General features: G+C 62.8%; 23 protein-coding genes. 3 read left to right on the top strand and 20 right to left on the bottom strand.

Annotation, left to right across the window (positions count from 1 at the left end; all coding sequences use genetic code 11):
* Positions 1-66 precede the first annotated feature (66 nt).
* Both MKZ91_RS08985 and MKZ91_RS08980 read right to left on the bottom strand, forming a co-directional pair.
* A complete protein-coding gene (locus MKZ91_RS08985; RefSeq protein ID WP_336170177.1) occupies positions 67-939 on the bottom strand; it encodes a hypothetical protein in 873 nt (290 codons plus the stop codon).
* Positions 940-1,057: 118 nt separating this feature from the next.
* On the bottom strand, positions 1,058-1,759 hold the full coding sequence (locus MKZ91_RS08980; RefSeq protein ID WP_336170176.1) for a phosphoribosyltransferase: 702 nt from the start codon (positions 1,757-1,759) through the stop codon (positions 1,058-1,060).
* A 172-nt stretch (positions 1,760-1,931) separates the two neighbouring features.
* Here MKZ91_RS08980 and MKZ91_RS08975 point away from each other — a divergent pair, with 172 nt between their 5' ends.
* A complete protein-coding gene (locus MKZ91_RS08975; protein WP_336170559.1) occupies positions 1,932-3,107 on the top strand; it encodes a M20 aminoacylase family protein in 1,176 nt (391 codons plus the stop codon).
* Between the two features lie 140 nt (positions 3,108-3,247).
* Here the strand turns inward: MKZ91_RS08975 and MKZ91_RS08970 are convergent, their stop codons facing one another.
* From MKZ91_RS08970 to MKZ91_RS08940, 7 genes are all read right to left on the bottom strand, one after another.
* Positions 3,248-5,035, bottom strand: a complete 1,788-nt coding sequence (locus MKZ91_RS08970) for an adenine deaminase (RefSeq protein WP_336170174.1) — start codon at positions 5,033-5,035, stop codon at positions 3,248-3,250.
* Positions 5,032-5,952 (bottom strand): nucleoside hydrolase, encoded by a 921-nt coding sequence (locus MKZ91_RS08965; RefSeq protein WP_336170172.1) that lies wholly within the window; start codon positions 5,950-5,952, stop codon positions 5,032-5,034. The genes MKZ91_RS08970 and MKZ91_RS08965 overlap by 4 nt, the downstream gene beginning before the upstream one ends.
* Positions 5,953-5,958: 6 nt before the next feature.
* On the bottom strand, positions 5,959-6,987 hold the full coding sequence (locus MKZ91_RS08960; protein ID WP_336170170.1) for an ABC transporter ATP-binding protein: 1,029 nt from the start codon (positions 6,985-6,987) through the stop codon (positions 5,959-5,961).
* Positions 6,980-7,759 (bottom strand): ABC transporter permease, encoded by a 780-nt coding sequence (locus MKZ91_RS08955; RefSeq protein ID WP_104665158.1) that lies wholly within the window; start codon positions 7,757-7,759, stop codon positions 6,980-6,982. The genes MKZ91_RS08960 and MKZ91_RS08955 overlap by 8 nt, the downstream gene beginning before the upstream one ends.
* Entirely contained in the window at positions 7,756-8,583 is an 828-nt protein-coding gene (locus tag MKZ91_RS08950) for an ABC transporter permease (protein WP_336170166.1), read from the bottom strand. Before MKZ91_RS08950 ends, MKZ91_RS08955 begins: the two co-directional genes overlap by 4 nt.
* Before the next feature lie 100 nt (positions 8,584-8,683).
* A complete protein-coding gene (locus tag MKZ91_RS08945; RefSeq protein WP_336170165.1) occupies positions 8,684-9,706 on the bottom strand; it encodes an ABC transporter substrate-binding protein in 1,023 nt (340 codons plus the stop codon).
* On the bottom strand, positions 9,703-10,782 hold the full coding sequence (locus MKZ91_RS08940; protein ID WP_336170164.1) for a LacI family DNA-binding transcriptional regulator: 1,080 nt from the start codon (positions 10,780-10,782) through the stop codon (positions 9,703-9,705). The genes MKZ91_RS08945 and MKZ91_RS08940 overlap by 4 nt, the downstream gene beginning before the upstream one ends.
* Before the next feature lie 142 nt (positions 10,783-10,924).
* Between MKZ91_RS08940 and MKZ91_RS08935 the strand changes: the two genes are divergently transcribed.
* Both MKZ91_RS08935 and MKZ91_RS08930 read left to right on the top strand, forming a co-directional pair.
* Positions 10,925-11,167 carry an ABC transporter ATP-binding protein gene (locus MKZ91_RS08935; protein WP_336170162.1) on the top strand — a complete coding sequence of 81 codons (243 nt, stop codon included), beginning with the start codon at positions 10,925-10,927 and terminating at the stop codon, positions 11,165-11,167.
* 192 nt (positions 11,168-11,359) lie between these two features.
* On the top strand, positions 11,360-12,067 hold the full coding sequence (locus tag MKZ91_RS08930; RefSeq protein WP_336170159.1) for an OmpW/AlkL family protein: 708 nt from the start codon (positions 11,360-11,362) through the stop codon (positions 12,065-12,067).
* Between the two features lie 79 nt (positions 12,068-12,146).
* Here the strand turns inward: MKZ91_RS08930 and MKZ91_RS08925 are convergent, their stop codons facing one another.
* From MKZ91_RS08925 to MKZ91_RS08875, 11 genes are all read right to left on the bottom strand, one after another.
* Positions 12,147-12,566: a CBS domain-containing protein gene (locus MKZ91_RS08925; protein WP_336170157.1), complete on the bottom strand. Its 420-nt coding sequence runs from the start codon at positions 12,564-12,566 to the stop codon at positions 12,147-12,149.
* Positions 12,567-12,652: 86 nt separating this feature from the next.
* Positions 12,653-14,806 (bottom strand): glycoside hydrolase, encoded by a 2,154-nt coding sequence (locus MKZ91_RS08920; RefSeq protein ID WP_336170557.1) that lies wholly within the window; start codon positions 14,804-14,806, stop codon positions 12,653-12,655.
* An 11-nt stretch (positions 14,807-14,817) separates the two neighbouring features.
* Positions 14,818-15,816: a glycosyltransferase gene (locus MKZ91_RS08915; RefSeq protein WP_336170155.1), complete on the bottom strand. Its 999-nt coding sequence runs from the start codon at positions 15,814-15,816 to the stop codon at positions 14,818-14,820.
* Between the two features lie 54 nt (positions 15,817-15,870).
* Complete coding sequence (locus MKZ91_RS08910) at positions 15,871-16,260, bottom strand: VanZ family protein (RefSeq protein ID WP_336170153.1); 390 nt, start codon at positions 16,258-16,260, stop codon at positions 15,871-15,873.
* 141 nt (positions 16,261-16,401) lie between these two features.
* A complete protein-coding gene (locus MKZ91_RS08905) occupies positions 16,402-17,502 on the bottom strand; it encodes a glycosyltransferase family 4 protein (protein WP_336170556.1) in 1,101 nt (366 codons plus the stop codon).
* Positions 17,503-17,844: 342 nt separating this feature from the next.
* On the bottom strand, positions 17,845-19,089 hold the full coding sequence (locus MKZ91_RS08900; RefSeq protein ID WP_336170151.1) for a glycosyltransferase family 4 protein: 1,245 nt from the start codon (positions 19,087-19,089) through the stop codon (positions 17,845-17,847).
* Between the two features lie 9 nt (positions 19,090-19,098).
* Positions 19,099-19,857: a polysaccharide deacetylase family protein gene (locus tag MKZ91_RS08895; protein WP_336170149.1), complete on the bottom strand. Its 759-nt coding sequence runs from the start codon at positions 19,855-19,857 to the stop codon at positions 19,099-19,101.
* A complete protein-coding gene (locus MKZ91_RS08890) occupies positions 19,850-21,178 on the bottom strand; it encodes an O-antigen ligase family protein (protein ID WP_336170147.1) in 1,329 nt (442 codons plus the stop codon). Before MKZ91_RS08890 ends, MKZ91_RS08895 begins: the two co-directional genes overlap by 8 nt.
* A gap of 8 nt (positions 21,179-21,186) precedes the next feature.
* Positions 21,187-22,791, bottom strand: a complete 1,605-nt coding sequence (locus tag MKZ91_RS08885) for a GumC family protein (RefSeq protein WP_336170146.1) — start codon at positions 22,789-22,791, stop codon at positions 21,187-21,189.
* A 128-nt stretch (positions 22,792-22,919) separates the two neighbouring features.
* Complete coding sequence (locus tag MKZ91_RS08880; protein ID WP_336170145.1) at positions 22,920-24,068, bottom strand: GNAT family N-acetyltransferase; 1,149 nt, start codon at positions 24,066-24,068, stop codon at positions 22,920-22,922.
* Positions 24,058-25,377 (bottom strand): lipopolysaccharide biosynthesis protein, encoded by a 1,320-nt coding sequence (locus MKZ91_RS08875; RefSeq protein ID WP_336170143.1) that lies wholly within the window; start codon positions 25,375-25,377, stop codon positions 24,058-24,060. Before MKZ91_RS08875 ends, MKZ91_RS08880 begins: the two co-directional genes overlap by 11 nt.
* Between the last annotated feature and the right edge of the window lie 97 nt (positions 25,378-25,474).

Below are 25,474 nucleotides of genomic sequence, written 5' to 3'. Positions count from 1 at the left end.
TGACCAAATTTGCGCCCGGTAGTCTGCACAGAAAGGTAGGTCCATCCCAACGACGCAACCGATCTGTTAGATCAGATCACCACGAGGTGGTAAGTCGCCCCGGTTCTCCAGATCACCACCGATGTTTCGTTGCGAAACCCGACGCAACACATCGGCTGCGACATACTGCGCTCGCATCGCTAGTTCGATTAACTGAATCTTGCTCAGGCCATGTTGTTTGTAGCGCGAATTCGCGTAGCCCGGAAACACTCCGCACGCCTGCATCAAACGCACATCCGTACTGGAAGGCGCCTCCTTTATAATGGCCTCAGCTATCTTTGGCAGATCATGGTTTAGTTTCCTGATCTCGCTCTCCGGCCAACCTCTGTATGCGAGAACTCCCTTCATCGCGAGCTCGGCTGCGATGCACGATGACTGGACCGACAGATCAAACGCATGATCACGCGACAAGTCCTGCGCTGCACTGGTGATAGCACTACGTGCATTGTTCCAGAGTTGACCATGGAAGCTACTTAGGTCTCTTCCGAGGCCCTCAGTTCCATAGGCAAAATCCCAGAGATCAGCCACAGCGTATGTCGCACGGAAAACCTCCGCCGGTCTGTGTCTCCAAATGACTTCCAGTTCATGCTTAGGAATATCAATGCATTCTAGGAAAACTATTTTGAATTGGCCAAAACCGACATTTACTCTGGCGGCGTACATCCGGTCGCGAAAACCCACTCCGCCCAACAACATCGGAGGCATGTAGCGCTTGCTCGAGGGATACAGTTGGTCGTAGGCCGCATTCAGTGGCGTCCAAATCTCGGGCGCCATCAAACCTCCCCCGATACCATTTTGGCGCATCCATTCAACGACGACATGAAACGGCCGCGCGTGAAGTGGGATGTCTTTTTCGAGCAACTTTTGGTCTGTTTCAATTACGAACGCTAAGGGAATCATCAATGCATCCGTACTCGGTCATCACGGATACTACTTGGATTTGTTAGCTTTGGCATCGTCGCGGGGACTCTCCGACATTCGCCGAGAATTTCTGTAACTGGCCTGCGTTGCGGCGCACCTACGAAATGCACCAGCTACCGTCGTCGTTGCGCTGAAGCATCGGTGTCTGGAAAACCCCGACGACCCGCTCGGGCCAGTGCGGCGCGAGATCGGCAAGCGGCTGACGCCAGCGCTCGGTCTGCAGCATGGCGGCGCCGATCGCGACCGGCTCGATGCCGCAGGTTTCCATCAGGGTAAGCCCCGCCAGGATCGACGTACCGCTGGAAATCACGTCGTCGATCAGCGCCACCCGCCGCCCTTCAAGCAGCGGCAGCATGCGCGGATCGACATAGAGACGCTTCTTCTGATCGGGCGTGGTGATCGAGGAGAGCGGCACCGACAAGTCATCGACATACCAGAATTTCCTGGATGTCCCGAGCGGCACGTAGCGGCTGTGGCCAAGTTTGCGCGCGACCGCTGACGCAAGCGTCAGCCCAAGCGTCGGCAGGCCGGCGACAACATCGGGCTCATAGGCTGCAAGCTTTGCTGCAAGTTCCGTTGCCAGCGCGTCCTCGACCGCAAAGCTCGCCTGATTGACGATCAGCGAGGCGAGCGCATGCTTGCCGTCGGCGAGCGGACGGATTGGCAGGAGGATCTGGCGCCCGTCTCCAAGAGAGGCCGGGAAGAAATCGCGATAACCTGCCTGAACATCGAAGCTTTTCGGCGGATAGATTTCCTGCCAGAAATCGTGGGGCTGCATCGGTCCGGTCCTCGTCTGCACGCTCTCGCCTGAAATGAAAGGCGATCAAAAAGGCCGGCTTGCTGTTCTGGTTCCGGCCGTTTTCGTCTATACCGTTTGCGACTTCTATCAAACCGAAAGGGCAGCGCGGGCCGCGCAAAGCACGCGGAATTCACAAGCCCCTTCGCCCGATGCAACATGGGAAATGCCTGATATGCGCCTGCCGGACGGAATTGTTGACGACCTCTCCTTCCTCACCGACTTCCGTCGCGATCTGCATGCCCATCCCGAACTCGGTTTCGAGGAGGTGCGTACCAGTGAGCTTGTTGCCAACTCGCTTGAAGAGGCGGGGCTAAAGGTCCACCGAGGCTTGGGAAAAACCGGAGTGGTCGGCACGCTGCAGGTGGGCAATGGCACGCGCGCGATCGGGCTTCGCGCCGACATGGACGCGCTTGCCATGCCTGAAATCGCCGACCGCCCTTACAAGTCCCGTGAAGCCGGCAAGATGCATGCCTGCGGCCATGACGGCCACACCACGATGCTGCTCGGCGCCGCACGCCATCTGGCCAAGACCCGCAATTTCTCCGGCACCGTCCATTTCATCTTCCAGCCGGCCGAAGAAGGGCGCGGCGGTGCGAAGCGCATGGTCGAGGATGGGCTGTTCGAACTGTTCCCCTGCGACGCAGTCTATGGCCTGCACAACATGCCCGGTCTCGACCCGGACGAAATGGCTGTGGTCGCGGGGCCGCAGCTTGCCTCGTCCGACAGTTGGCGCATCACCTTCCGCGGTGTCGGCACCCACGGTGCCAAGCCGCATCTCGGCCGCGATCCGGTGACGGCGTCAGGCACCTTCCTCGCCGCGCTGCAATCCATCGTCGGTCGCGTTGTCGATCCTCTGCAGCCCGCCGTCGTCAGTGCCTGCTCCGTGCGTGCCGGTGACCCGAAGGCGCTCAACGTCATCCCGGATGTCGTCGAGATCGGCGGCACGGCCCGCGCCTATACGCCCGAAGTCCGCGACCAGCTCGAAGCGGAGATCGGCCGGCTCGCCCGCGGCACCGCCGAGATGTACGGAATTTCCGTTGACTACGAGTTCGAGCGGCGCATTCCGCCCGTCGTCAACGTGGCCGATGCCAGCGCCCGGGCGCTGAAAGCCGCACGCGCCGTCTTCGGTGAGAAGACCCGCACGGTGTTTCCGCCTTCGACCGCAGGCGACGACTTCGCCTTCTTCGGGCTCGAAGTGCCTGGTTGCTATGTCTGGCTCGGCAACGGTCCCGCCGTCGACGGCGCGCTCCACCACAACACCGCCTATGACTTCAACGACGCGGCGATCGGCCCGGGCGTTGCCTTCTGGTCGACCCTGGCGGAACAGGAACTGGCCGGCGCGGATTAATATCGCCCGGAGAAGACGCATAAAGTCAGTCGAAATGGCGCGATATCAATGATTTAGCGCATTTTCTTGAACATTGAGGTGATCCGCCAGGCGGATGACCCATGGTTCACAGGCCGCCTTGCTTCAGCGACCTTTAAAAGTCATGCTTCAAGAACCTCGAGGACCGGGCTTTCCATGACCCTGCCCGTCGTCACGTCGGCGATGCCGCGGTCGGTCTGATGCGGGCCGGCGTTGCAGGCGAGCGTCGCACCGAAGCAGGCCTTGAACACCAGATAGGGCGGTTGCCAATCGACGATGCGGCCGACCGCGTCGCGAAGCTCGGCAAAACTGGAGGCGACCGCTTCCAAAGGCTCTTCCGAGACCAATCCGGCGAGCGGCAGGGGCAGGAGCGCATCGACCTTGCCGCCGGATGCGACGGCCATTCCGCCACCGGCGGCAATCACCGCATTCGCGGCCACAGCCATGTCCCCGGCATTGCCGCCGAAGACGGTGAGGTTGTGGCTGTCATGCGAGACCGTCGTGGCAAAGGCGCCGCGCCAGTTGCCCCAGCCCGACAGGAAACCCACACGCGGGCGGCTGTCGGCGCGGCCGTGACGATGGGCGACCGCGATCAGGGTTGTGCCTTCGGGCGGAACGACAAAGCCGCCTTCCACCTCGGCGATCGCTTCGCCCCACTGGGTGAAGCGTGGCCGGTCGATGGTTGCGAGGCGCACCTTCGTGCCATCTGCCGGAATGCGGAAGTCATTCTCCGAAAGCGGCGCGATCTTCATCGTGCCATGCAGCGGCGCCACATCAATGTCAGTGACCGGCTCGACCATCCGTCCGAATTCGGCCGTCACCCTGCCGTCGACGATGACGGTGCGTGCACGAAACGCGACGAGGTCCTCGAAGATCACGATACCCGCCCGGCGACCCGGCGCCACGAGGCCGAGGTCATGCCGGCCAAGCCGGATCGCACCGTTGAGTGTTGCCGCCCGAAGCGCCCATGCGGCGGGCAGGCCATAACGAACCAGCCGTCGAACGACATCATCAAGGCCGCCGGCGCCGGCGAGATCGTCGGGGAAGACGTCGTCGGTGCAGAGCGTTACCGTCTGAGGAAGATGCCCCATCGCATTGATGGTCTTGACGAAATCCGGCAGCAGGTGATCGTGCGAGCCGCGCAGCTCGATCGAAAGCCCTGCCCTCAGCTTCTCGATCAGATCATCACCAGAGACGAGCTCATGGTCGGAGCTGACGCCGGCGGTGACGAAGGCCTGGAGATCGGCGCCGGCAAGGCTGCGGGCATGGCCGTTGACCGGCTTTCCGGCGGCAAGCCCTGCCTGAACGATGGCGCTGATGCGCGCCTCGCCGTCGATGACGCCGCGCATGTTCATCATCTCGGCAATGCCGCCGATTTCCGGCCAACGCAGAATGTCGGCAATGGCCTCGGCGTCGAAATCGGCACCGGCCAGTTCCAGCCCCGGTGCCGAGGGCACGCTGGACGGAGCGAGCAGGACGGTGCGCAAGGGCGAGCTCGAAATTGCGTCCGCAGCCCAGCGCACGCCGGCAACCCCGTTGACGTTGCCGAATTCGTGTGGATCCCAGACGATGGTCGTCACACCACGCGGCAGCACCGCGTTGGCATAGGTCGCGGGGGTCACCATCGAACTTTCGATGTGCATGTGCGTGTCAATCAGGCCCGGCGAGACGAAGGCACCGCTCGCATCGACGACGGATGCTGCGTCGGTGCGGGCGCCCGGCTGATGAACGCTGGCGATGAGGGGGCCGACGAGACCGATGTCGGCGCGGCGAAGCTCGCCGGTTACCATGTCGACCAGGGTTCCGCCTGCAATGAGCACATCGAACGGCGCGGCACCGCGCGCCGCGGCGACGGCACGGGTGCGGAGCGTCGCATCGATCAGGTCCTGAGGCTCAATTACGGCATTCATTTCTGCGCTTCCCGCATCAGTGCGCCAAGGATCTGTGCTCGTGTCGTCTCGACATGGGCGTCGACGGCATAGTCGGCGTTGAAGGTCGCGTGGCTCGCCCGGGTTTCGACGACGGTGCGCCCACGGGTGAGCGTACCACCGAGCTCCACGTCGATGCGTGCGCTGCGGAAGGAGATCGCCCCCGGATTGACGAAGGCAACGGCGGCGCAAGGATCGTAGATCGCCATGCCCGGGCGGCCTCGGCTGGTACCGATCGAGATGTAGCCGGCGAGCAAATCGGCGAGCAGCGCTGCATTGGCGCCGCCGGCCGCGCGGATCGGCGCGACGTCGTCCGGGTACCCAAAGACCTTGCGGCAGAGATCGAGATCGACCATGCGCAGCGGCAGGCCGTGCGAAAACACGATCGCAAGCGCTTCCGGATCGGCAAAGGCGTTGAACTCGGCGGACGCCGTGTGGTTGCCGCTGGTCACACCACCCCCCATCCAGGTCAGATCGGTGATCCGGGCGGCAAGGTCCGGGCGGGCCAGGCAAAGGGCTGCCAGGTTGGTGAGCGGCCCGAGCGCCAGGATACGCTTCGGCCCCTCCTCTTCGAGCCACGCGCAGAGTGCGGCGAACGCATCGCTTACCGGCAAGGCGTCGACCTCCGGCAGCGTCAACCCGGCCGTCGGCATGCCGGCCTCGCCGAGGATGCGTTCGGCGGTTTCGAGCTTGCCGAGCACCGGCAGGGAGCGACCCTCGTGGATGGGAAAATTCCAGCCGAAGGCACGCGCTGCACCTGCGGCATTGCGCTTCACCTGATCGATCGGCGTGTTACCGAATACGAGCGAGACGCCATCAACTTCTTCGCCGGCATCAAGGACGACGAGCACCGCGGCGATGTCGTCGAAGCCCATGTCGGTATCGATCCAGACACCCATATGCGGTTACCCGCACTTCTTGAGGCACGCAGCCTTGTCGACCGGGAGATCGAAGGCAATCGTAGAGCCGGTTTCGCGCGCCGCCAATGCGGCATCTTCCTCGGCCTTGATGGCGCCGAGCGGTGTGTCGAGCAGATACTCGCGCGTGCTGCCGGAGAAAGAGGCTCCGCGCACGGTGCCATGGAAAGGACCTGAACCAAGGGTCACCATGCGCGGACGCCACGCAAGCCCCGCCGTGTCAGGCGGCAGGGATCCGGAAAGATCGATCGGGCCGTTGCCGGCCTTGAGCTTGCCGCTCTCGACGGCAAAGATGTTCTCGAAGCCGACGAAATCGGCAACGAAGCGCGAGACCGGGCGGTTGTAGATATCCTCGGGCGTGCCGATCTGCTCGATCGCACCGTTGAGCATGACTACGATGCGGTCGGCAAGCGACAGGGCCTCGCCCTGGTCGTGGGTGACGAAGATCATCGTCACGCCGGTTTCCTTCTGCACCCGCTGCAGCTCGGTGCGCATTTCGAGACGCAGGCGGGCATCAAGGTTCGACAGCGGCTCATCGAGCAAGAGCACCTTCGGCTCCATCACCATCGAGCGCGCAAGTGCCACGCGCTGCTGCTGGCCGCCCGAGAGCTCACCAGGCTTGCGGGCGGCAAACTTCGAAAGCCCGACCGACTTCAGCCCGGCCGTGACCTTGCTTTCGACCTCGACCGCCGGGAGCTTCTTCAGCCGCAGGCCGAAGGCGACGTTTTCGAATACAGTCAGATGCGGAAACAGCGCGTAGGACTGGAAGACGAGACCGACCGAGCGCTTGTTGGCGGAAACGCGGGTGATGTCGGCGCCGTCGAGCCTGATCGCGCCGGAAGCCGGCGACAGCAGACCTGCGATCGAGCGCATCGTCGTGGTCTTGCCGCAACCGGACGGTCCGAGGAACGCCACCAGTTCGCCCTTGCGGATCGAAAGGTCGAGATCCTTCACCGCAACGGTGTCGCCATAGGCGAGCGTCAGTTTTTCAAGGCTGAGGAAGGCTGCGTCAGACATAGCGAGAGAATCCCAGGAAGCGTTCGGCAAGGAAGACGATGCCGATGGACATGAAGGCGAGTAGTGCCGAGAGCGCTGCGACCGACGGATCGTAGGTGATCTCCATGTAGGAGAGCATGTCGATCGGCAGCGTGCGCACGCCCGGACCGGAGAGGAAGAGCGACACCGGCACCTGGTTGAAGCTCGTGACGAAGCCGAGGATGAAGGCGGCGAGAATGCCGCTGCGGATGTTCGGCATCACCACCCGGAAGAAGGCGCCGGCGCGCGAGGAGCCGAGCAGCACCGCCGCCTCCTCGATATCGGAGCGCAGGTTGTTGAGGCTCGCCGAGACGACGCGCACCGCATAGGGCAGAACCAGCGCCGTATGGGCAAGGAAGAGCGTCAGCGTGATGTTGAGGCCGAAGGGCACGACGATGTAGCGCAGAAGCGCCAGGCCGACGATGATGCCGGGCACGATGATCGGCAGAGAGACGATCGTGCGGATGGTCTCGCCGAACGGCAGCTTGTAGCGCGAAAGGGCGTAGGAGGCGGGAACGCCGAGGACGAGCGCGGCCGCCGTACCGCCAATCGCAAGCAGCATCGAGATCGCGAAACTTTCCTGGAAACTCTCGACCGTGAAGACCTTGGCGACCCACTTGAGCGAGAAGCCCTGCGGCGGGAAAGCCAGCGTCTCGCCGCCCGACAGCGAGGCTGCAACGATGATGAAGAATGGCCCGATCAGGAAGCCGATCACCAGGAAAAGAACGAGTGGGGTAAAGACGCGCGGTGTCATCGCTTGTTCCTCGCGGTAGCGAGCCGTTTCAGGAGAAGATTGGCGGCAAAGCTCATGACGATCAGGATGAAGGCGATGACGCTGGCTGCGACGAAATCATTGGCGACAGTGACGCGCTGGTAGAGCAGCGTTTCGAGCATCAGCACCTTGGAGCCGCCGAGGATGGCCGGCGTGATATAGGCGGTGAGAGACCCGGTGAAGACCAAGGTGCCGCCGATCACGAGACCTTCCTTGGTCAATGGCAAGATCACCTTGAAGAACACCTGGAACCAGTTGGCGCCAAGAACGCGGGCCGCCGGGATCGCATCCTTCGGCATGTTTTCAAGCGCGCTGATCAAGGACAGGATCATCAGCGGCAGGAAAAGCTGCAACAGGCCGATGAAGACAGCCGTTTCTGTAAAGAGGAAGCGGATCGGCTCGTCCGAGAGACCGACGAGCTGCAGTGCCTGGTTGACGATGCCGGTGCGGCCGAGGATGACGATCCAGGCATAGGTGCGGGCAACCGACGAGATCATCAGCGGCAGCACGACGAGGCCGATCATCTGCCCCTTGTTGCGCGGCGTCAGATTGACGATGGCAAAGGCTGCGGCATAGCCGATGACCGCCGAGACGACGGTGACCATCAGGCCGAGCCGGAAGGTGCGCAGGAACACCGTGCGGTTCAGCGGGTCGGAAAAGAAGGCCGTATAGGCCGAGAGCGACCAGCTGTCGGCGCTGCGAAAGCCTTCCGCCAGCAGGATCACCACCGGCGCCAGAAAGACGATCGCCGCAAAGACCGCTGCGGGCAGAGCGAGCGCCAGGGCTTCGGCGCGGTTCTGGAACATCCTTCTTCCTTTCAAGGCATTCGTTGGCGCGGCCTACCTTCACAGGCGCCGCAGCGTCCACCGGCCGACAGGGCCGGCCGGTGGAGTTCGGTCTCTGGGCTTACTGGCCGACCTGCGCGTTCCACTCCGACAGCCACGCTTCGCGATTGTCGAGAGCGACGGCCGACGGGATCAGCTTCAGGTTCTTCACGGTCTCTTCGCCGTAGGTCAGGTTCTCGGCGATCTCGGGCGAGACCTTCACCTCCTTGTTGGCCGGGCTGTCGACCAGCTTTTCGGCCAGTGCCGTCTGGATTTCGGTCGAGAGCCAGAAGTCCATGAACTGAAGGGCGAGGTCCTGGTTCTTGCTGCCCTTGGTCAGCACCATGACGTTCATGCCGCCGGTCTGGCCTTCCTTCGGGGTTGCCCACTTGATCGGCAGGCCGAGCTTGGTGAAGCCTTCCCAGGAGAAGCGGCCGATCGGGGCTGCCCAGATTTCTTCCTGCTGCATCAGCTGCACGAGCTGCGAGGACTTGACGTAGAAGGTGACGATATCATCCTTCTTGGCGCCGACGGCGGCGATCGCTTCTTTCAGGTCCGGCGTGCTCTTGCCGATGGCTTCGCCGACCATGTAGAGCGCCGGCGGGCCCTGGTTGGTGGTGACGTTCGGGAAGGCGACGTGGCTGGCGTTCTCATCGCTCAGGAGGTCGGCCCAGGAATTCACTTCCATCTTGTCCGAGCGATAGACGATCGAGGTGGCGTAGAAGGTGTAGCCGACGCTCATGCCGTCGCCGTTCGGATCCTTGGCCAGGTCATAGAGCTTGTTGAAGTTCGAAAGCTTCGACGTGTCGATCTTTTCAATGAGATCGGCGCGGGTGGCGGATAGCGCGTCGGCCATCGAAACGACGGCCATGTCGACGACCGGGCTTGCCTTGTTGGCTTCCATCTTCGCCAGGCGCTCGACGCTGTTGCCGGTCTCGACGATGAGCTTGCAGCCGCACTTCTGTTCGAACGGCGTGTAGACCAGTTCCTTGAACGCGTCCTGGGCAAAGCCGTAGACGGAAATGGTGAGCGTCTTTTCCTGAGCAGACGCGGCAGTGGCGCCGACGAGCAAGAGCGCGCTCGAGGCAAGCAGGAACTTCTTCATGGCTGGTGTCCTCCTTCGATGACGGGTGTGGCTGCGGTGGTGGGTGTATGAATGGGCTGAGAGCCGAGCGGTGCGGCGGCCGATTGCCGGACGACCAGGTGCATCGGAACCTTCGACGTCTCAGCCGTAACCGGCGCACCGATTTGTGGATCGGTCGGGTCGCGCTCGCTGATCGCCTTGACGAGCGCTGCGACCGCGATCGCGGCAATCTCGGTCATGTCCATGCGGGCGGTCGTCAAAGCCGGCGTGATCACCGGCGCCCAGATCAGGTCGTCAAAACCGGTGACGCTCGCCTTTTCCGGCACTTTGATGCCGGCGCGCTGCAATTCGGTGAGCGCCCGAAGCGCATGCAGGTCGGAGATGCAGGCAAAGGCGGTGTAACCTTCGGCCACCTTCTCGGCGAGCCCGAGAGGACAGCCCTTGCCATTCATCCTCTCCAGCGGCTCGATCCAGAGCGTATCGGTGTGGCAGCCCTCGCCAAAGACCGAGCGGATACCGCCGGCACGATCGTTCTGCACGTTGGAAGCGGGATTGTTGCCGACGATCAGCACGCGGCGGTGCCCGAGCGCCTTCAAATGTTCGCCAATCTGCCGACCGCCGCCCCAATGGTCGGCAGCTACCGTGTTGCCAGGCGTCGAAGGCGTGTCGATGACGGCAACCGGACAGCCGACATCGGCGATGCGTGTGCCGCGCCTGGGCACGATCACCAGGCCGTCGACGTCGCGGTCGATCAGCCGCTCGATCGCCTTGGTCTGGGTCGAGACGTCGCCGCGCGAGTCCGCAATCAGCACGCCGTAGCCGGAGGAGGATGCGGCGAGCTCGATTGCCTGGGCGATCTGCGGGAAGAGCGGATTGGCGATATCAGGGAGCACGAGGCCAAGGACGCCGGTGCGCCCGGTCCTGAGCGCCCTGCCCGCCTGGCTCGGCACATAACCGAGTTCGGCAGCGGTCGCGCGGATCTTTTCAACCATCTCGGCTGAAACCCGGCCCTTGCCGGAGAGCGCGTTGGACACCGTCGCCGCGGAGACGCCCAGCGTTCTGGCAATCCTCGTCAGTTTTGGTCCGGAACGCGCCAAGGCATTGGTTTCCGCTATCGCATGATTAAACGATTAATCATGCGATATATCAGAATCCCGCACCTGTCGAATCCTTTTATCGACGTGTTGCATTTTGCAATTTTCGAGCGAATTCCATTGTGGACGACAATCCGATGAGGCGGTGAGCGCCCTCGATCTCTCCACCCGCATCCGCATCGTCGAACTCTTCAAGGCGCTCTCGGAAAAGTTGACGCTGGTTTTCGTCTCCCACGACCTCGGCGTCGTCGCCGCCCTTTGCGAAGAAATGGTCATTCTCGAGCGCGGCACCGTGGTTGAAAGCGGCAAGACCCGCGACATTCTGTCAGCCCCAAAGCATCCCTATACACAGAGGCTGCTTGCCAGCATTCCGCGCATGCCTGCCTGACAACGACTTGGCGCAGATATCGCTGCTTTCGACGAATCCGTATTTATCCCCAAGCACTTGGCGATTCGCGCGCGCATTGATCCAGGACAACCCTTGAGAAGCCCGTCTTGAACATAGTGCCGCCGGCCACGGAGTCCCGTGGCCGCACGCCCGACGGGCGGTGCTCAATGTCACTTAGGGTCCGGAAAAATCATGCCTACGCGCGCTACTCTGCTATCTGCCATCGTCCTCGCCGCACTCGCGGCACCGCTTTCGACCGCGGTGGCGGCGGATTTGTCCGAACCGAGCGCAGTGGCAGCACCCGAAATGCCGCTTGCGAGCGAGCCCGGCCCGTGGATGATCCGCGCCCGCGCGCTCGCCGTGCTGCCCGACGACAAGGCGTCGCTCTCCCTGAACGGCACCGCGCTCGACGGCGAGAAGGTCGGCGTCAGCAACTCGGTCGTGCCCGAACTCGATATCACCTATTTCTTCACCGACAACATCGCCGCCGAACTGGTCCTCGGCACGACGCCGCACACGGCGCGCGGCAGCGGCTCGATCGCCGGGCTGGGTGAGATTGGCAAGGCCTGGCTGCTGCCGCCGACGCTGACGCTGCAGTATCACTTCAACGCGACGGACACGATCAAGCCCTATGTCGGCGCCGGCGTGAACTACACGGTGTTCTACAACGAGAAGCCTCGCGGCGATTTCTCGAGCTTCAACATGAAGAACACCTTTGGCGTGGCGCTCCAGGCGGGCGTCGACATCAAGCTCGACGAACATTGGGGCCTGAACTTCGATGTGAAAAAGCTGTTCCTGGAGCCGGAGGTCAACGCCACCCTGCCCGGTGCAGGCTCAGTCAGCGGCAAGGTCAAGCTTGACCCGTGGCTGATCGGCACCGGCATCAGCTACCGTTTCTGATCGCGGCCGGCCCGAGACGCGGCACATCGCGGCGCCATCTTACCGGCACCGCGATGTGATCAGCGCAGCGGGGATCCTCTCAGGCGTGGTGCGCCGAGACTGCCCTGGTCAGTTCACCCGACAGTTCGCGACTGGTGGCGTGGGATATGTCGCCGAGCGACAGCATGCCAACCATGCGTTTGTCCTTGTTTATGACAGGCAGGCGACGAACCTGCTTCTTTTCCATCAGATGGATGGCGTCTTCGATCGATTCATCGGTGCGGCAGTAAACGATGTCCCTCGTCATCACGTCGCGTGCCGTCATCGAGGCGGCATCTCGACCTTTGGCGAGCGCGCGCAGCGCTATGTCGCGATCCGTGACCATACCGATCAGTCGATCGTTTTCACCGACCGGCAAAGCGCCGATGTCGTCGTCGCGCATTATCCGCGCGACCGTGGAGAGATCCGTGTCGGGGGAGATCCAGCGGGCACCCGGGTGCATGGCTTCTGATATTCTCATAACATCCTCCCTTCAGTCGAAGCACAGAGAATAGGCTCAGATCATGGCCATTCATTGGTCCGGCCATCGTCGGGCTCGAAAGTTGCCTAGCGCAGTTCAAGCAGGAAGTAGGTCGTCGGACCGAAGGGGAGATCGTTGGAGAGACGGAATGCAACAGGCCCGCTGCCCCTTGCGACCGCGGGGTGAACGGTGCCGTCGAGGCCGACAGGCGACACACTCCAGGAGGCTACGGTTCTGGCGAGGGTGAGATCGACGTAGCCTTCACGAATGCGCACCGGAAGACGCCCGAAATCCTCGATCACCTTCTCCTCGGTGTCGCGAAAGACCATGTCGGTGTTTTGCGCATCGGTCGCAAAGATCAGCAGCAAGCGGCGGCTCTTTGCCAGCGATGCCTCGGCATCCAGTGCCGAGAGCGCGACGAGCCCGTTGCCATCGGCCCTTTCGATGCGCATCACCCCAAGATCCAGCGGTTCGCGCATCGACGAGAAGGCGGCAGCCTCCGTCGCGTCCGTCGAAACCTGCAATTGCCCGGCAAAGCGGTTCAGCAGGATTTCTCCGGTGCTGCTTTGGTAGATACCGGCATCAACGCTGGTACTGTTGTTGCCGGCAAGCACGCCGCGCTCGCGCAGGACCTCGAGGATGTCATCCGTGCTCTGGCGACGCGGCTGTGTTACCGCATCGGTCTCGCCGATCCGGCCTGCCTCCTCAAGGCCGATCCGACCGATGAGGGCGAGGTCGGTCAGAAACTCCGGCTCGCGCGCCTGCATGTCGTCGGAGAGGTCTTCCTCGCCGCGCATGGCAAAAGGCACTGTCACACCAGATGTCGCGACGTCCCCGCGTCGGTAAAGAAGGGCTGCCAGGGTTTCACCGGCGCGCGCGACCGGATCGAGCGCAATGGCATAAGGAAGCATCGCCTTCTTGTGCGCAAAGGGTTCGCCATAGGCGAGTACGATCGGGCCATGACCATGACGGCAAAGTGTGTCCCACCCTTGCAGCGCCGCGTAAGCCGGCATCGCCAAGCCGGCCTCGTAGCGGTAGCGGTTCCAGAAGAGATGATCATATTCACTGACGACGAACGGCCTGCCGAGCCAGCGCGCCGCGGCGATCATCCTGATGTAATTGACGCCGTCGGCGATCGAACTCGTCTGGGTCGTCGTGCTGCCCGGCGCATAGCCACTGACCCAGTCGTGATAGGTGTTCATGGTGACGGCTTCGAGGTCGCGACGGCTTAGTGCCGTCTGGATCGTCGGCCAGTTGTTGTAGGTGCTGATCAGCCCGCGATGGCCGAGCCCGCGCAGCACAGCGCTCATCCGCGCGATGGCCGCCCGTTCGGTCTCGACGAAAAAGGCCTGGAGATCACGCAGCCGCGGGCTGTCGGCGTAACGATCGGCGGGAAGCGCGATCGTTCTCGCTTCGAGCCGTTCGCCGGCCTGAAGGTCGGGCCAGGCATTTGCCAGCGCCTCGGTCGAACCATAGCGTGCCGCCAGCCAGTCATTGAAAGGTGTCGCGAGTACGGCATCGTAAGGCACCCTGCCCGGCCGGTCGCGTACGACACCGTCGAACTCAAGGCCGTTCTCGTTGGCGAGAATGACAAGGGCCAAGGCATCGTCGCGGATCGGCGCTATCCCGGTATAAGGGTTTACCCGGCCGAGGATGGTTTCCTGCATTCGCTTCCAGTGAGCGAACGCCTTTTCGTCAAAGTAGAGGGCTTGTTTCAGGTCGCCACCGACATCCCAGCGATCGTCAAAGCCGCCATAGGCGCCACGTGGCGACGAAAGGCCGTCGACGATCCAGTAGATGCCGTTCCTCTTCAACGCGGCCAGCAGATAGTGAACGCGGTCGAGTGTCTCCGGGTCAAAGTCGAAATCCGTGTCGCGGCCAAACATCAGGCTGGCATCGACAAAGTGCAGGCGCGCGATGTTGTATCCGCGCATTGCCAACTGCCGGGCATAACGGTCTGCCGTATCGTGGTCTGGAAATCCGCCGGAGGCCGGGCTCCATGCCAGTGAGGCGCAAAGCATCCGGACGGGCTTGTCCGGTGACTTGGCGAAGGCAAGCCGCCCATCGTTTCCGGCAATCAGGCGGTGATCACCGTCGATCGTCCCGTTCGGCAACAGTGAGGTAAAATCAAGCGGGCTGCCGGGGCGAAGCTCCAGTGAGATCTCGCGCACGGGCAGCCATTGGTCGGAGCCGCGCGCCGGCGCGCCGAGCGCAAGCAACACAGCCGCCGTCGCGAACATGATCCATCGCGTCACGCCGGCGCTCCGAGCAGCTTGCTTTCGATCGGTGCATCGGGCTTGCGGCGCGCCCGGAAGAAGCCAACCGGCAAGGCAGCCGCGTGGAAGAACCAGGCAACGACGGTATAAAGACCCATGCTGAAGCCGCCCTTGCGCCAACTCATCAACCCGACGACGGCGACAAGCACGGCCGCAATAGTGCCAAGCGCAAGCCGCTTGTCAGGCAGGAACAGCAGGAGGCCAAGCGATAGCGCCCACCAGAGATAGACCAATGCCCAGAGCTTCAGCTCCGGCAACTCCCGGATGAGCTGGAAGAAATAGGGCCGGCCGATCGAAGCGCGCAGCAATTCACCAATACCGAACAGGTACTTGCTCTTCCAGCGCCGGATGAGCAGTCGGTAGGAATTGTCCGTATGGCCAAAATGCTGGACGAAGCGCCGGTCGAGGCGGTGCAGCCTCCACCCGGCGCTGCGCAGCCTGATGCCGAGATCGAACTCCTCGTAGCCATGCAGGTTGCGGTCGGAGAGATAGCCAACCTTCTCGATCGCCACGCGCCGGTAGACGCCGCCGCCGTTCATGCGGTCGATGGCGCCGATGCGGTTTTCCGGCGCGTTGCGCGTGACCCGCCGGGCAAATTCGAGATTGGAGGTCAACATTTCCTGGACGTGACCGGTGACACCCGCGACTTCGGGATTGTCGTCGAGGAACTCGACCGCCACTTCAAGGAAATCGCCATCGAGCAGCATGTCACCATCGACCAGGCACACAAGGTCATGGCGTGAGTACTGAAACCCGAGCTGCGGACCGATCCCGCAACTCGGTCGTGCCGGTGCGCTGATCTGAGCGATGACCACGGGATAACGCGAAGCGATCTCGACAGTCCTGTCCAGGGAGCCGCTGTCGGCAACGATAACCTCGCCTCCGACCGTCCCGAGCGCTGCAAGCGCGCTCTCGATCGTGGCGGCGATACGCTTTTCCTCGTTCAGCGTCTTGATGATGACGGATACTGCCACGCGATCCCCCAATATCAGTGGCGCGTCCGTGGACGCGTTCAGGTTGCCAACACACTAGCTGCGATGTTTTGCGTTTTTGTTTATCCCGACCAGCAAAGCCGAAAACCGTGACCGGTAGCGGATGAAGACCCAACCAGCCAGAACCCCGCAGGCGCCCCCGGCAAGCTTGACCGCGACATCCGTCACCCGGGCGTGGCGGTCCGCCGACACCATCTGCAGCATCTCGAAACCGATGGCGGTCGCGAGCACGAGAACAAGAACTTGGCCGAGCCGTCTCGGATAGGCGATCGCAAACAGCAGGCCCAACAGGCCGAACGCACCGAAGCGCTCAAGGTGTACCAGATGTCCGATGCGCGGGCGCAGATCGAGCGGTGATGTCGTCGAGTAGGCAATCGCGGCAAACAGGAGCCATGCGAAAAGGCAGGCGGCGCGCTTGAGGTTCATTGTCTTCTTGTCTTTCAGGCGGCGTGCAGGGCACGGCAATCGGCGAGGGATCCGCGACTGCGACCGCACAATTCGTCTGATTTGCGCGGGCGCTGACGCAACTTGGCTACGGCGAAACGTCGGACGCGACGGGCATCCAGGCTACTTCGCCAGCAGTGCGCTATACACGGCAGCTGTCTTTTGCGCCACGTTCGTCCAACTGTAGGTGGCTTCGGCGTGCGCCGCACGCTCGCGCACCTCCTCGTCGTTCAACGGTGCCGCAAGCTTTCCGGCAATTCCAGCCGCAAGCGCACCGATATCGCCCAGCGGATAGTACTCGTCGGCGGCCAGGTCCAGTTCCTGGTTGGCGACGATGTCACTTGCCAGTACCGGCAGCCCGTAGGCCATCGCTTCGAGCAGCGCGATCGGCATGCCCTCATGGCTCGAAGGCAGCACGAACAGGGCGGCATTCGCAAACAGTTCCGCGAGCCTGTCGCCCGACTGGAAGCCTGTGAGCACCACGCCCGGCACCTCGGCAGCGAGCACCCTCACCTCTTTGACATAGGGTGTTTCAAACTCCGCTCCGCCGGCAAGGACGAGCCGGAAGCCGGAAAGGCCGCCCTTGGCAAAGGCCCGGATCAGATCTATCTGCCGTTTCTCCGGCACCAGACGGGCAGCAAGCAGGATGTAGCCCCGTTGCGTGAGGCCAAACTCCGCGAGAACGCCAGACGTGCCACTTGGCGGACTGATGGCGACACCGTTCGGCACCAGCGTCATCGACACATGGTGGCGAACCCGCATTGTCTGGACGATATCTTTTGAGATCGCCACACGCCCGTTGGAAAAGCGCATGCCGAAATACTCGCCAAGCCTCAGCGCCCGCTTGGCGAAGGCGCCCCACTTTTGCCGGTCGTAGTCATAGCCGTGATGGGTGACGACGACCTTGAGCCCGAGAAGGCGCGCAAACGGCGTCATCAGCGCTGGGCCGATGGCGTGGATGTGCAGCACGTCAGGGCGCCGCCATGCAGCAAGGCACACGCCGAGGAAGGTATGAACGAGCGCCTCCAGTGCCATGCGACGCGGCGACCACAGCGGAATGACCTCGACCCCGTTCCAGGCATAGATCTCTCTATCCTGGAGATAGCGGCGACGCCCGACCACCTCCACGTCCCACCCGTAACCCAGGAGTTTGCTGGAAAGCATCTCGACGTGTTTCTCGACGCCCCCTTGCACGTTCGGTATGCCGCGCAGCCCCAGCATCATCACGCGCTTGCGCTCACCTCTGGCAGCAAGGGCTCCGCTCTGGACAGACCGGCTGTTCTGCCTTGCGGCAAAGGCAGCGCCACGCCGAGGCAACCCGTCGTTTCCGCCGGACACTCCGGTTTGCACCATCTCCTGCGCATTCACCGGCTGCTGTTGGCGATGACTTCGCGAAACTTCTGGCTTCCTGCTCATGCGTCGCCTCGAGCCGTTCCGTTTTTTTACTGCGGCGAAATACTTACCTGCTGTTCAAGATATTTCATTGACCCCTTATATAAATCAGAGAAAACCATAGGGCGAGCCCAGGTTACTACAAATTGTATCGTAACGTTAATGGCGGCGCGGTCAGGCCGCGCCGAGCATGGCATAGAGATCGAGCGTCCGGCGGCGATAGGCGGCCGCCGAAAATTCCTTGGCGATCCAGTTGCGACCGGAACTCCCCATCGCCGCACGCGCTGCCGGAGGCAGCGCGGCCATCTTCGCCAGCGTGCGCGCCAGGTCGGAGGCATCACCAGCCCGTGCCGTCATGCCGGTCTCCCCCTCAACGATCATCTCGGGAATGCCGCCGATCGATGCACCAATGACAGGGCGCCCCAAGGCATAGGCTTCCAGCACGCTGATCGGCGCGTTTTCGTACCATTCGGACGGCAGGACCAGTGCTCGCGATTCCCCGATCAAACGATGCAGCGCGTGACCCGATAGGTAACCGGCAAAGGTGACATCGGCGCCGGTCTCGCCTGCGAGTTGGCGCAACGCTGCCTCCTCTGGACCGGTGCCGGCAATCACCAGCCGTTGCCGCGAAGAAGCTGCGGCCCGGATCAGGGTCGCCAGCCCCTTTTCCGGCGCCAGCCGCCCGGCGAAAACGAAATAGTCGCCTTCCGTCCATTGGTCGGAATAATCGTCCACATCGACGAAGTTCGGAACATGGACCATCTGCTCGCGCGGCCAGCCCCATTCGACCAGCTTCTCGACATAGAACTTGCTGGGCACGACGATGCGGTCCACCCTGTTGCGGTAGAGACCGAGCGCGCGGTGGACGACGGTTTCCGCAAGCACCACGGCGCTCAGCGGCAACTCCCCCTTGATGCACCGATGGCGCAGGACATTGTAGACGTGCCCGCCGCGGCACTCCTCGCACACGACCCCGTGGCGCAGCATCTTGTAGGAAGGGCACGCAAGCTTCAGGTCATGCGCCGTCATCACCACCGGTATCCCTGCCGACTTCAGCGTCGAGAAGATGGCCGGGGAGAGATGGTGGTACACGTTGTGGGCATGGGCGATCGAGGGCCTGACCTTTTCGATCAACCGGCCGATGCTTCGCTGCGCTTCGCGCGAATAGATGACGCTTGCCGCCTGCACCACCTTGCGCAGCGGGCTGGTGCGACGGCCGTACTCGATCTCGGAGGCGAAATAGTCCGCCCAGGGCGAAGGCGCGTTGTCCTCGTGCTGCATGGCAAAGGGCACGACCTCCCAGCCGATATCGCCGAACATCTTCATGTGGTCGAAGAAGACCGCCTCGGCGCCGCCGCGCCGGTAGAAGTAGTTGTTGATTGCCAGAAGACTTTTGGTGCCGTTCTTGGGTTCCGACATCCGGCCCTCCTACCAGCCGAGCCTGTCGAGCACCTGCTCGACAGGCAGCACCGCGCAGCCCTTGTCGACCGCGTACTGAACGAGGTACTCGAACGTTTCCGGCGTGCAGCCAAAGGGCGTCGGTCGCGCGGCGATGTCGTGGGTGAAGAACACCAGCCAGCCAGGTCGCGTGACCACATCGTCGATCCACCCGGTCAGCATCCGGGCATCGGCCTCCGGCTGCCGGATTTCCACCGCTTTCAGCATCAGCGGATCGACGGCGGTGCGATTAATGCTCTCGCCGGCAGCCCGGCAGGTGCGGTAGCGCCGTCCGAGTTCGCGGCGCGCCAATGGCCAGGCCGCGTTATAGGGAAAGGCGAAGTTCGTCGCGGCCCTGTCGACGCCGCTCCGCCTCAGGTAGTCGGCATTGCCGTCAAGATCGCGGGCAAGCCCCGCTCCCAGGCGCCGCATCTTGCTGTGGGAAAAGGTGTGGCAACCGATTTCGTGGCCGCGCGCGGCAAGCTCGCTGCATCCTTCCGACGAGATCAGTGTGCGGCCGGGCTCGACCCGGCCCGCAAGGCCGCCGGCAATGTAGAAGGTGCCCCGCACCCCGTGGCGCTCGAGGATCGCGGCGCCGTTGTGGAGCGCGCTGTCGGGCACGTCATCAAAGGTGAACGAGACGAGCGGTACGCCGGTCTTCACATCGCGCGGCTTGGCGGCAAATCGCCAGATCAGCCGGTTGGCGACGCGATCCACCAGTCCGTCTATGGTTCGCATGAGATCAGCCATGGGCGGCTCCGTACACTGCCTGCTGCGGCGCCACCGAAAGCACGGCGCGCGACTGGAGATGCAGGCCATAGAGGGAAAACAGGAAGGTGAACCAGAGCATGTTGCCGCCTTCGAAGAACAGGCTCTCCAGACCGGCGTTGAAGATCGTATAGAGCCAGACCCGAATGAACAGCCGGGTCAGATGCGAATGTTCCTCGGCAGGCGCCAGGCGCGCGATGTTGCGCAACGGCAGGACAAGCAACCAGATCACCGTCAGAAACAATCCGGGAAAGCCCGTGGTGAGCGCAATGTCGAGATAGGAGTTGTGGCCGTTGGCCGCCGCCACTGCCCAGGTCTCGATCGAACCGCCGCCGTTTACGAGTTCGGACGTCTGCCAGAAGGCCTTGAAGCCGTAACCGGTTATCGGTTGTTCGGCGAGCGCGGTAAAGGCAAAGCGCCAGATATCCGCCCGGTTGGTGAATGTCGCGTCGATGCCGAGTTCGGTGATGAACTCGCTGAGTGGCGTGAACACCGCCGAACCGACGGCAAAAAGATTGAAGAGGCCGACGCCGCCGATAACGATCGGGATCCGCAGAAAACGGAACCGCTCGAAAATCCACGCAAGCAGTACGATCGCCGGCAACATCGCGGTCGACGTCTTGCCGCCGGTGTGAAGCAGGAAGTTGAACGACAGTGCGACGATCATGATGCCGGCGAGCCGCGACCAGACGTTCATCACGTAGAGGCCGAAGAAGGCGGCAATCACCATGGCCGCCGCCGCACTGTTCTTGTGGGGAAAATGGCCACGCCAAAGGCCGGCATTCATCGGCTCGCGCAGCTCCGTGGCCTGATGGATCGCCAGGGTCGGCTTGAAGAGAATGCCGTAATAGGCCACCGCCAGCATGAACAGGATGCCGAGCCCAAGCATCTTGGCAAAATGCCGTTCGGACGCCGGCAGCAGCAGGTAGACACTGGCATTGATCGTCACCATCACCGCAAGCACGGTGCCCTTGATACCGAGCATCGGATAGGCCGAGATCGCCGAGACGAACAGGAACCAGGTGTAGAGCACGGCAAGCAACGGTCGCGGCTGCAGGATGATCCGGCGCATCGGGTGTGCCAGGCCATAGGCAAACATTCCGGCAAACAGGACCAGCGACACGATCTGGTTCAGCCGGTTCGAATTGCCGGCCGATGGATCGAGCACCGCCGCGCCGGTCAGATCGACGAAGGGGGTGGTCGAAATCCAGAAGAACAGGAACGTCGCCATGAAGAGCACCGTTCCGACGCGCATGCGGAGCAGGTCTGCCGGGCTTTCCTCGATATAGACGGCGCTGCTCATGCCTCCTCTCAGGCCGCGACCGGCCGGCGTCCGCGCAAGAAGCGCCACAGGCCCAAAGTGACCGCCAGGCCGATACCGAGCGCCAGACCGAATATCGCACCGCCTGCCAAAAGGATAAGGGTGCGCGGCGGCCAGCTTCGGGAATTCGGTGGCAGCGCACGCGAAATGACGCGGACATTGGTCGTGTCGATCTGCTGGCGTTCGGCGATCTGCTGGGCGCGCGCCAGATGGGTTTCGTAGATGGCGGCCTTGGCGCGGGCGTCCCGCTCGAGGTCGCGAAGCTGAACCTGGGCCTCGTTGTCGGCAAAGACGTTCGACTTCTCGTCGCTGGCCTTGGCCCGCAAGGCTGCAAAGGCCTGCTGCTCCCGGTCCATGTCGGCCTTTGCCCGCTCGAGGATGCGGCGTGCCTCGTCAGCCATGGCCGCTTCCAGGGTCGCGCGTTCGGAGCGTGAACTGACCAGGCGTGGATGGCGTTCGCCATAGGTGCGCTGCATGGAAGCGATCTGCTGCTGCAGCAGGTTGTACTGCTCGCGCAGATTCGTCATGTTGACGGACTCGAACTCCGAAGCGCTCGCGGTCCGCCCCTGCACGATCGCGTCGTTCATATGCCGATAGCGCGTCTCCGCCTGGATAAAGCGCTGTTGCGCGTCGAGAACCTGGGTGTTCAGCTGATTGGAAAGCTGATTGCTGACCAGTTGGCCATCATTGGTCGACTGCAGCCCGTTCTTGCGGCGGAAATCCTCGACAGCCCGTTCGGCCGCGGTGACGTTGTGGCGCAATTCGTCAAGGCGCGCATTCAGGTTCTGGGCAACGCGTCCGGCACTCTCTGCAGCGGACTGAAAAAGCTCCTGCTCGAAGGCCGCGACGATAGCGTTCGACAGCGTCACCGCCTTTGCCGCTTCTTCGCTCCAGACTTTCATCACCACGACGAAGGAGCGCTCCTCGCGTCGCGCTTCGACACGCTCCGACAAGGCCCGCATGGCCGCTAGTTCGTTGTCTGCCCGTTGTTCCGCCTTACTCGAGAACAGGTTCTTCAGCGAACCGAAGGTCGACGGTTTGACGAATTCCGGATCTTCGGTCAGGCGCAATTGCTCGATGACGCGCGACAGGACGTTACGCGACGTCAGGATGCGAAGCTTGCTTTCGACCTCCAGCAACTGCGCATCGCGCTGCGGATTGCTGGTGAAGACGTCGTCGCTGACGACATTGAGGTTGGATGGGTCGACGACGATATCGGTATAGACGGCGTAGCGCGGCGTGGCTGTCACGGCATAGGCGAGTGCTGCGGCGGTGCAGAGAACAACGGCGACAACGATCCAAAAGAGCCCGTCGCGCAGCCAGCGGATAATGTCGTCGACGCCGATCGCGCCGATGTCGCTCAGTCCCGGGAAATAGCCACTGTCACGCAACTGCGGTGCGCTCGACTGAAGCGGGGCTGGATCAGGAGAGCTTTGCGAGCGCTGCTGGAAGCTTGCAGGCCGGTCAACAGGCGGCGCGGCCTGCTGGACATCGGACGACAAAAGATCCAGCAAGGAACCTCTTTCGCTCGCCGCACGGTGATCATGCGTCGCCTGGCTAGGCCTCGGTTTTCCGGCCTCGTCCGGCCTATACATACGCATCCCTCACGCACGCCCATCAAGACGCGAAGAACGTGACCTCGCGTGCCGCCTTCTACCGCAGATTTAATGTCGCAGGGTGAACATTCCGTTAAACGAACCAGCGGCAGCTTAACCATGCCGCCTCAGAAGTCGGTCAACAGGCGGCTCCAGCTCTCCGACGCAAGCCCGCCGATGTAGATCTCGTTGCGCAGCGCGGCCTCCTTGAGGTCCGCGTGCCGCGTCACCATGCAGAAGTAACCGCGGTGGTGGAATGATAGCCACCTTTGACGTGAAATCGCGTTCATCAGGAAAGGTTGCGCACTGCCGATCGCAAGAGCGTATCCTTCGGCGTCCAGTGCATGGAACATCTGCGCGGTGACGTCGAGCTCGCGGCCCGCCTCACAGACGATGTTGAGCACCGTTGCGGTACTCCCGGCCTTGCCGAAATAGAGATAGGCGCCAATGACACGCCCATTCCCATCCACGACCTCCCGGCAAAGCAGTTCGCCCAAGTTGCTGTTCAAGCGCGCGACGGCCACCAGCCAGTCGAACTCGCTGCGCGACCAGACGGGCCGGACGGCAAAGCGCTGGAGCATCGGCTCGGCGCATTCGATAAAGGCTGAGGGATCGATGGCACGGGCGGTGCAGCCGGCCGCGCCGCTCGGCTTCGTGCTGGGACGACGGCGGCGCAGGATTCCATCGGCCACCGAAAGAGGCCCGGTGATGACACGCGAGCGCAGAACCGGCGCCTGACGACCGATCGTCAGGGCCCAGGCCTTGAGCGGCCGAAAGGACCGGCGCCAGTCGAGGCTCTGGACCGGAAGCACGATCCCGCCACCGGCTACCCAGTGGTCCGCGCTCACCGGCGAAGAATTGTCGGAAAAACACATGTCCTGCCGGGCGGCACGCATGGCGCGGGCCAGGCAGGCGGCGCCGACTGCGCCGGCCTTGCCTTCCGACATGAAGGCACACAGGAGCCGTGCCATGGTCCGTCGGCCGTTGACCGTGAATTCCATCGGTAGCGCCAGGATGGCGCTGCCGATCCCGCCGGCCCCGTCGTCGTAGACGATGCTGCCGTTCTCCGGGGCATAGAGTGGGCTGCCGAAGAAGGTGGTCTCGATATACTGTCGAAGCTCTTGGTTCGCCGCGTGTTCGCGCTTGCGAAATATCCGCGTGAACATGCTGCTGACGATGGGAATGTCCCGGAGCTCCATCGCGCGCACAGTGCCCAAGCGGGACGTTTCCCGTCCGAGCGACCTTTCTACCCGCATGGTCCCGACCTCAACCTTCATGGGCCATCCTGGTCTGCAGCGGTGCATGGTCCGCCTGGTCCCGATCGCGCTTCACGAAGCGCAGGAAAACGGTCCAGGAGACAATGACCATCGCAATTTCGATGACGTAGAAGGAAATGAACGTTCCGGTCGGCGGTGCATACCAGGTCGCCCAGGCCGTGAGCCCGGCGCCGAGCACGCTGCCGAGCCCCATCACGGAAGCGCGCGCCGGATGGTAGCCGGAAGCGCCGAGCGCTTCCATCGCCACCGACCACATGGCGAGCGGAACAACGACCCAGCAGAGGATGCGGACGAAGGAAACCAGGGAAACATAGTCCTTGCCGAAGAGATACGGCAGTACCGGCGCGAGTAAGAAAACCGCTACGGCGGCGGCAATGCTGATCGATGTTGCAGCCAACAGCACCTTGCGGACACGCGCAAACGCATGATGAAGGCCGGCGGCGGTCGCCTTGGCAGAACCCGGGTAGATCAGCCGGTTCAACGCCTCGACGGAGAGATAGCTGCTTTCCAGCATCCGGCGCGCAACGCTGTAGCTCGACATGACCTCGGCACTCGCCACAAGGCTCAACACCAGGAGATCGGCATTCTGCCTGACCGCGCGCAGGATGAAGGGAATGCTGAAATAGAGCCCCAGCGGCAACTCTTCCCGCACGATACCGTAGCTTGGACGGCCGAGCCCCTTGACGGCGCGCCAGCAGCAGAGTGCCACCAGAACATGGCACAGGAACTGCCACACGGCCCACGACGCGACGGTCGCCACGCCAAAGACGATGCAGGCCAGTGCCGCCGCGATCGTGCGCGCCACGGCAAAGCCGACGACGACCTTGTTCGCCGAAGCGAAATTGGAATGGGCGAGGAAGATCTGCTCGGCAAGCACGATGACGCGGACGAAGATGACGTTGGTGACAAGCATCAACGTGATCGCCGCGACATTGGTCGCGGGATCGCGCGAGAGCGTGAAGAAGAGCGGCAGCACTGCAGCACCGAGCAGGACGAGGATCGTGCCGCTTGCGGCCGTCAGCAGGATGTTGTGGCCGAGCATGCGCGGATACATGCCGCGGTCACGCGCGACGCGACGCACCAGGCACTCCATTGCGCCTAGGCCGCACAGGTGCACGGCAATGTTGGCAACGGCGGTGATGGCGACGAAAACGCTGAACTCATGCACGCCAAGCCAGCGCGCGAGGATCGCGAAAGTCAGGAGCTGGGCGGCGGACCCGATGACGAGACTGCCGCCGGATGCAGCGTAGGACAGGATCATCGAGAGGAACGGTCTGTGCGTGCGTTCCTTCACACTTTCCGAAGCCATTCCGATCTGCCTTTGACACCAACCCGCCGTTTATTGCGCAAAATCGCACTCAATGACAGCGAGCAATCGCCTTTGATCGCCGCGCAAGGTAGCAGTG

It is taken from the genome of Ensifer sp. MJa1 (assembly GCF_037026475.1).
Taxonomy (GTDB): Bacteria; Pseudomonadota; Alphaproteobacteria; order Rhizobiales; family Rhizobiaceae; genus Ensifer.
This window is presented reverse-complemented; position numbering and strand designations above follow the sequence as displayed.

Coding starts and splice junctions, on each gene's coding strand:
- MKZ91_RS08985 (WP_336170177.1), bottom strand. CDS start 939: ATGATTCCCTTAGCGTTCGTAATTGAAACAGACCAAAAGTTGCTCGAA.
- MKZ91_RS08975 (WP_336170559.1), top strand. CDS start 1,932: ATGCGCCTGCCGGACGGAATTGTTGACGACCTCTCCTTCCTCACCGAC.
- MKZ91_RS08970 (WP_336170174.1), bottom strand. CDS start 5,035: ATGAATGCCGTAATTGAGCCTCAGGACCTGATCGATGCGACGCTCCGC.
- MKZ91_RS08965 (WP_336170172.1), bottom strand. CDS start 5,952: ATGGGTGTCTGGATCGATACCGACATGGGCTTCGACGACATCGCCGCG.
- MKZ91_RS08960 (WP_336170170.1), bottom strand. CDS start 6,987: ATGTCTGACGCAGCCTTCCTCAGCCTTGAAAAACTGACGCTCGCCTAT.
- MKZ91_RS08955 (WP_104665158.1), bottom strand. CDS start 7,759: ATGACACCGCGCGTCTTTACCCCACTCGTTCTTTTCCTGGTGATCGGC.
- MKZ91_RS08950 (WP_336170166.1), bottom strand. CDS start 8,583: ATGTTCCAGAACCGCGCCGAAGCCCTGGCGCTCGCTCTGCCCGCAGCG.
- MKZ91_RS08945 (WP_336170165.1), bottom strand. CDS start 9,706: ATGAAGAAGTTCCTGCTTGCCTCGAGCGCGCTCTTGCTCGTCGGCGCC.
- MKZ91_RS08930 (WP_336170159.1), top strand. CDS start 11,360: ATGCCTACGCGCGCTACTCTGCTATCTGCCATCGTCCTCGCCGCACTC.
- MKZ91_RS08925 (WP_336170157.1), bottom strand. CDS start 12,566: ATGAGAATATCAGAAGCCATGCACCCGGGTGCCCGCTGGATCTCCCCC.
- MKZ91_RS08920 (WP_336170557.1), bottom strand. CDS start 14,806: ATGTTCGCGACGGCGGCTGTGTTGCTTGCGCTCGGCGCGCCGGCGCGC.
- MKZ91_RS08910 (WP_336170153.1), bottom strand. CDS start 16,260: ATGAACCTCAAGCGCGCCGCCTGCCTTTTCGCATGGCTCCTGTTTGCC.
- MKZ91_RS08905 (WP_336170556.1), bottom strand. CDS start 17,502: ATGATGCTGGGGCTGCGCGGCATACCGAACGTGCAAGGGGGCGTCGAG.
- MKZ91_RS08900 (WP_336170151.1), bottom strand. CDS start 19,089: ATGTCGGAACCCAAGAACGGCACCAAAAGTCTTCTGGCAATCAACAAC.
- MKZ91_RS08895 (WP_336170149.1), bottom strand. CDS start 19,857: ATGGCTGATCTCATGCGAACCATAGACGGACTGGTGGATCGCGTCGCC.
- MKZ91_RS08890 (WP_336170147.1), bottom strand. CDS start 21,178: ATGAGCAGCGCCGTCTATATCGAGGAAAGCCCGGCAGACCTGCTCCGC.
- MKZ91_RS08885 (WP_336170146.1), bottom strand. CDS start 22,791: ATGTATAGGCCGGACGAGGCCGGAAAACCGAGGCCTAGCCAGGCGACG.
- MKZ91_RS08880 (WP_336170145.1), bottom strand. CDS start 24,068: ATGAAGGTTGAGGTCGGGACCATGCGGGTAGAAAGGTCGCTCGGACGG.
- MKZ91_RS08875 (WP_336170143.1), bottom strand. CDS start 25,377: ATGGCTTCGGAAAGTGTGAAGGAACGCACGCACAGACCGTTCCTCTCG.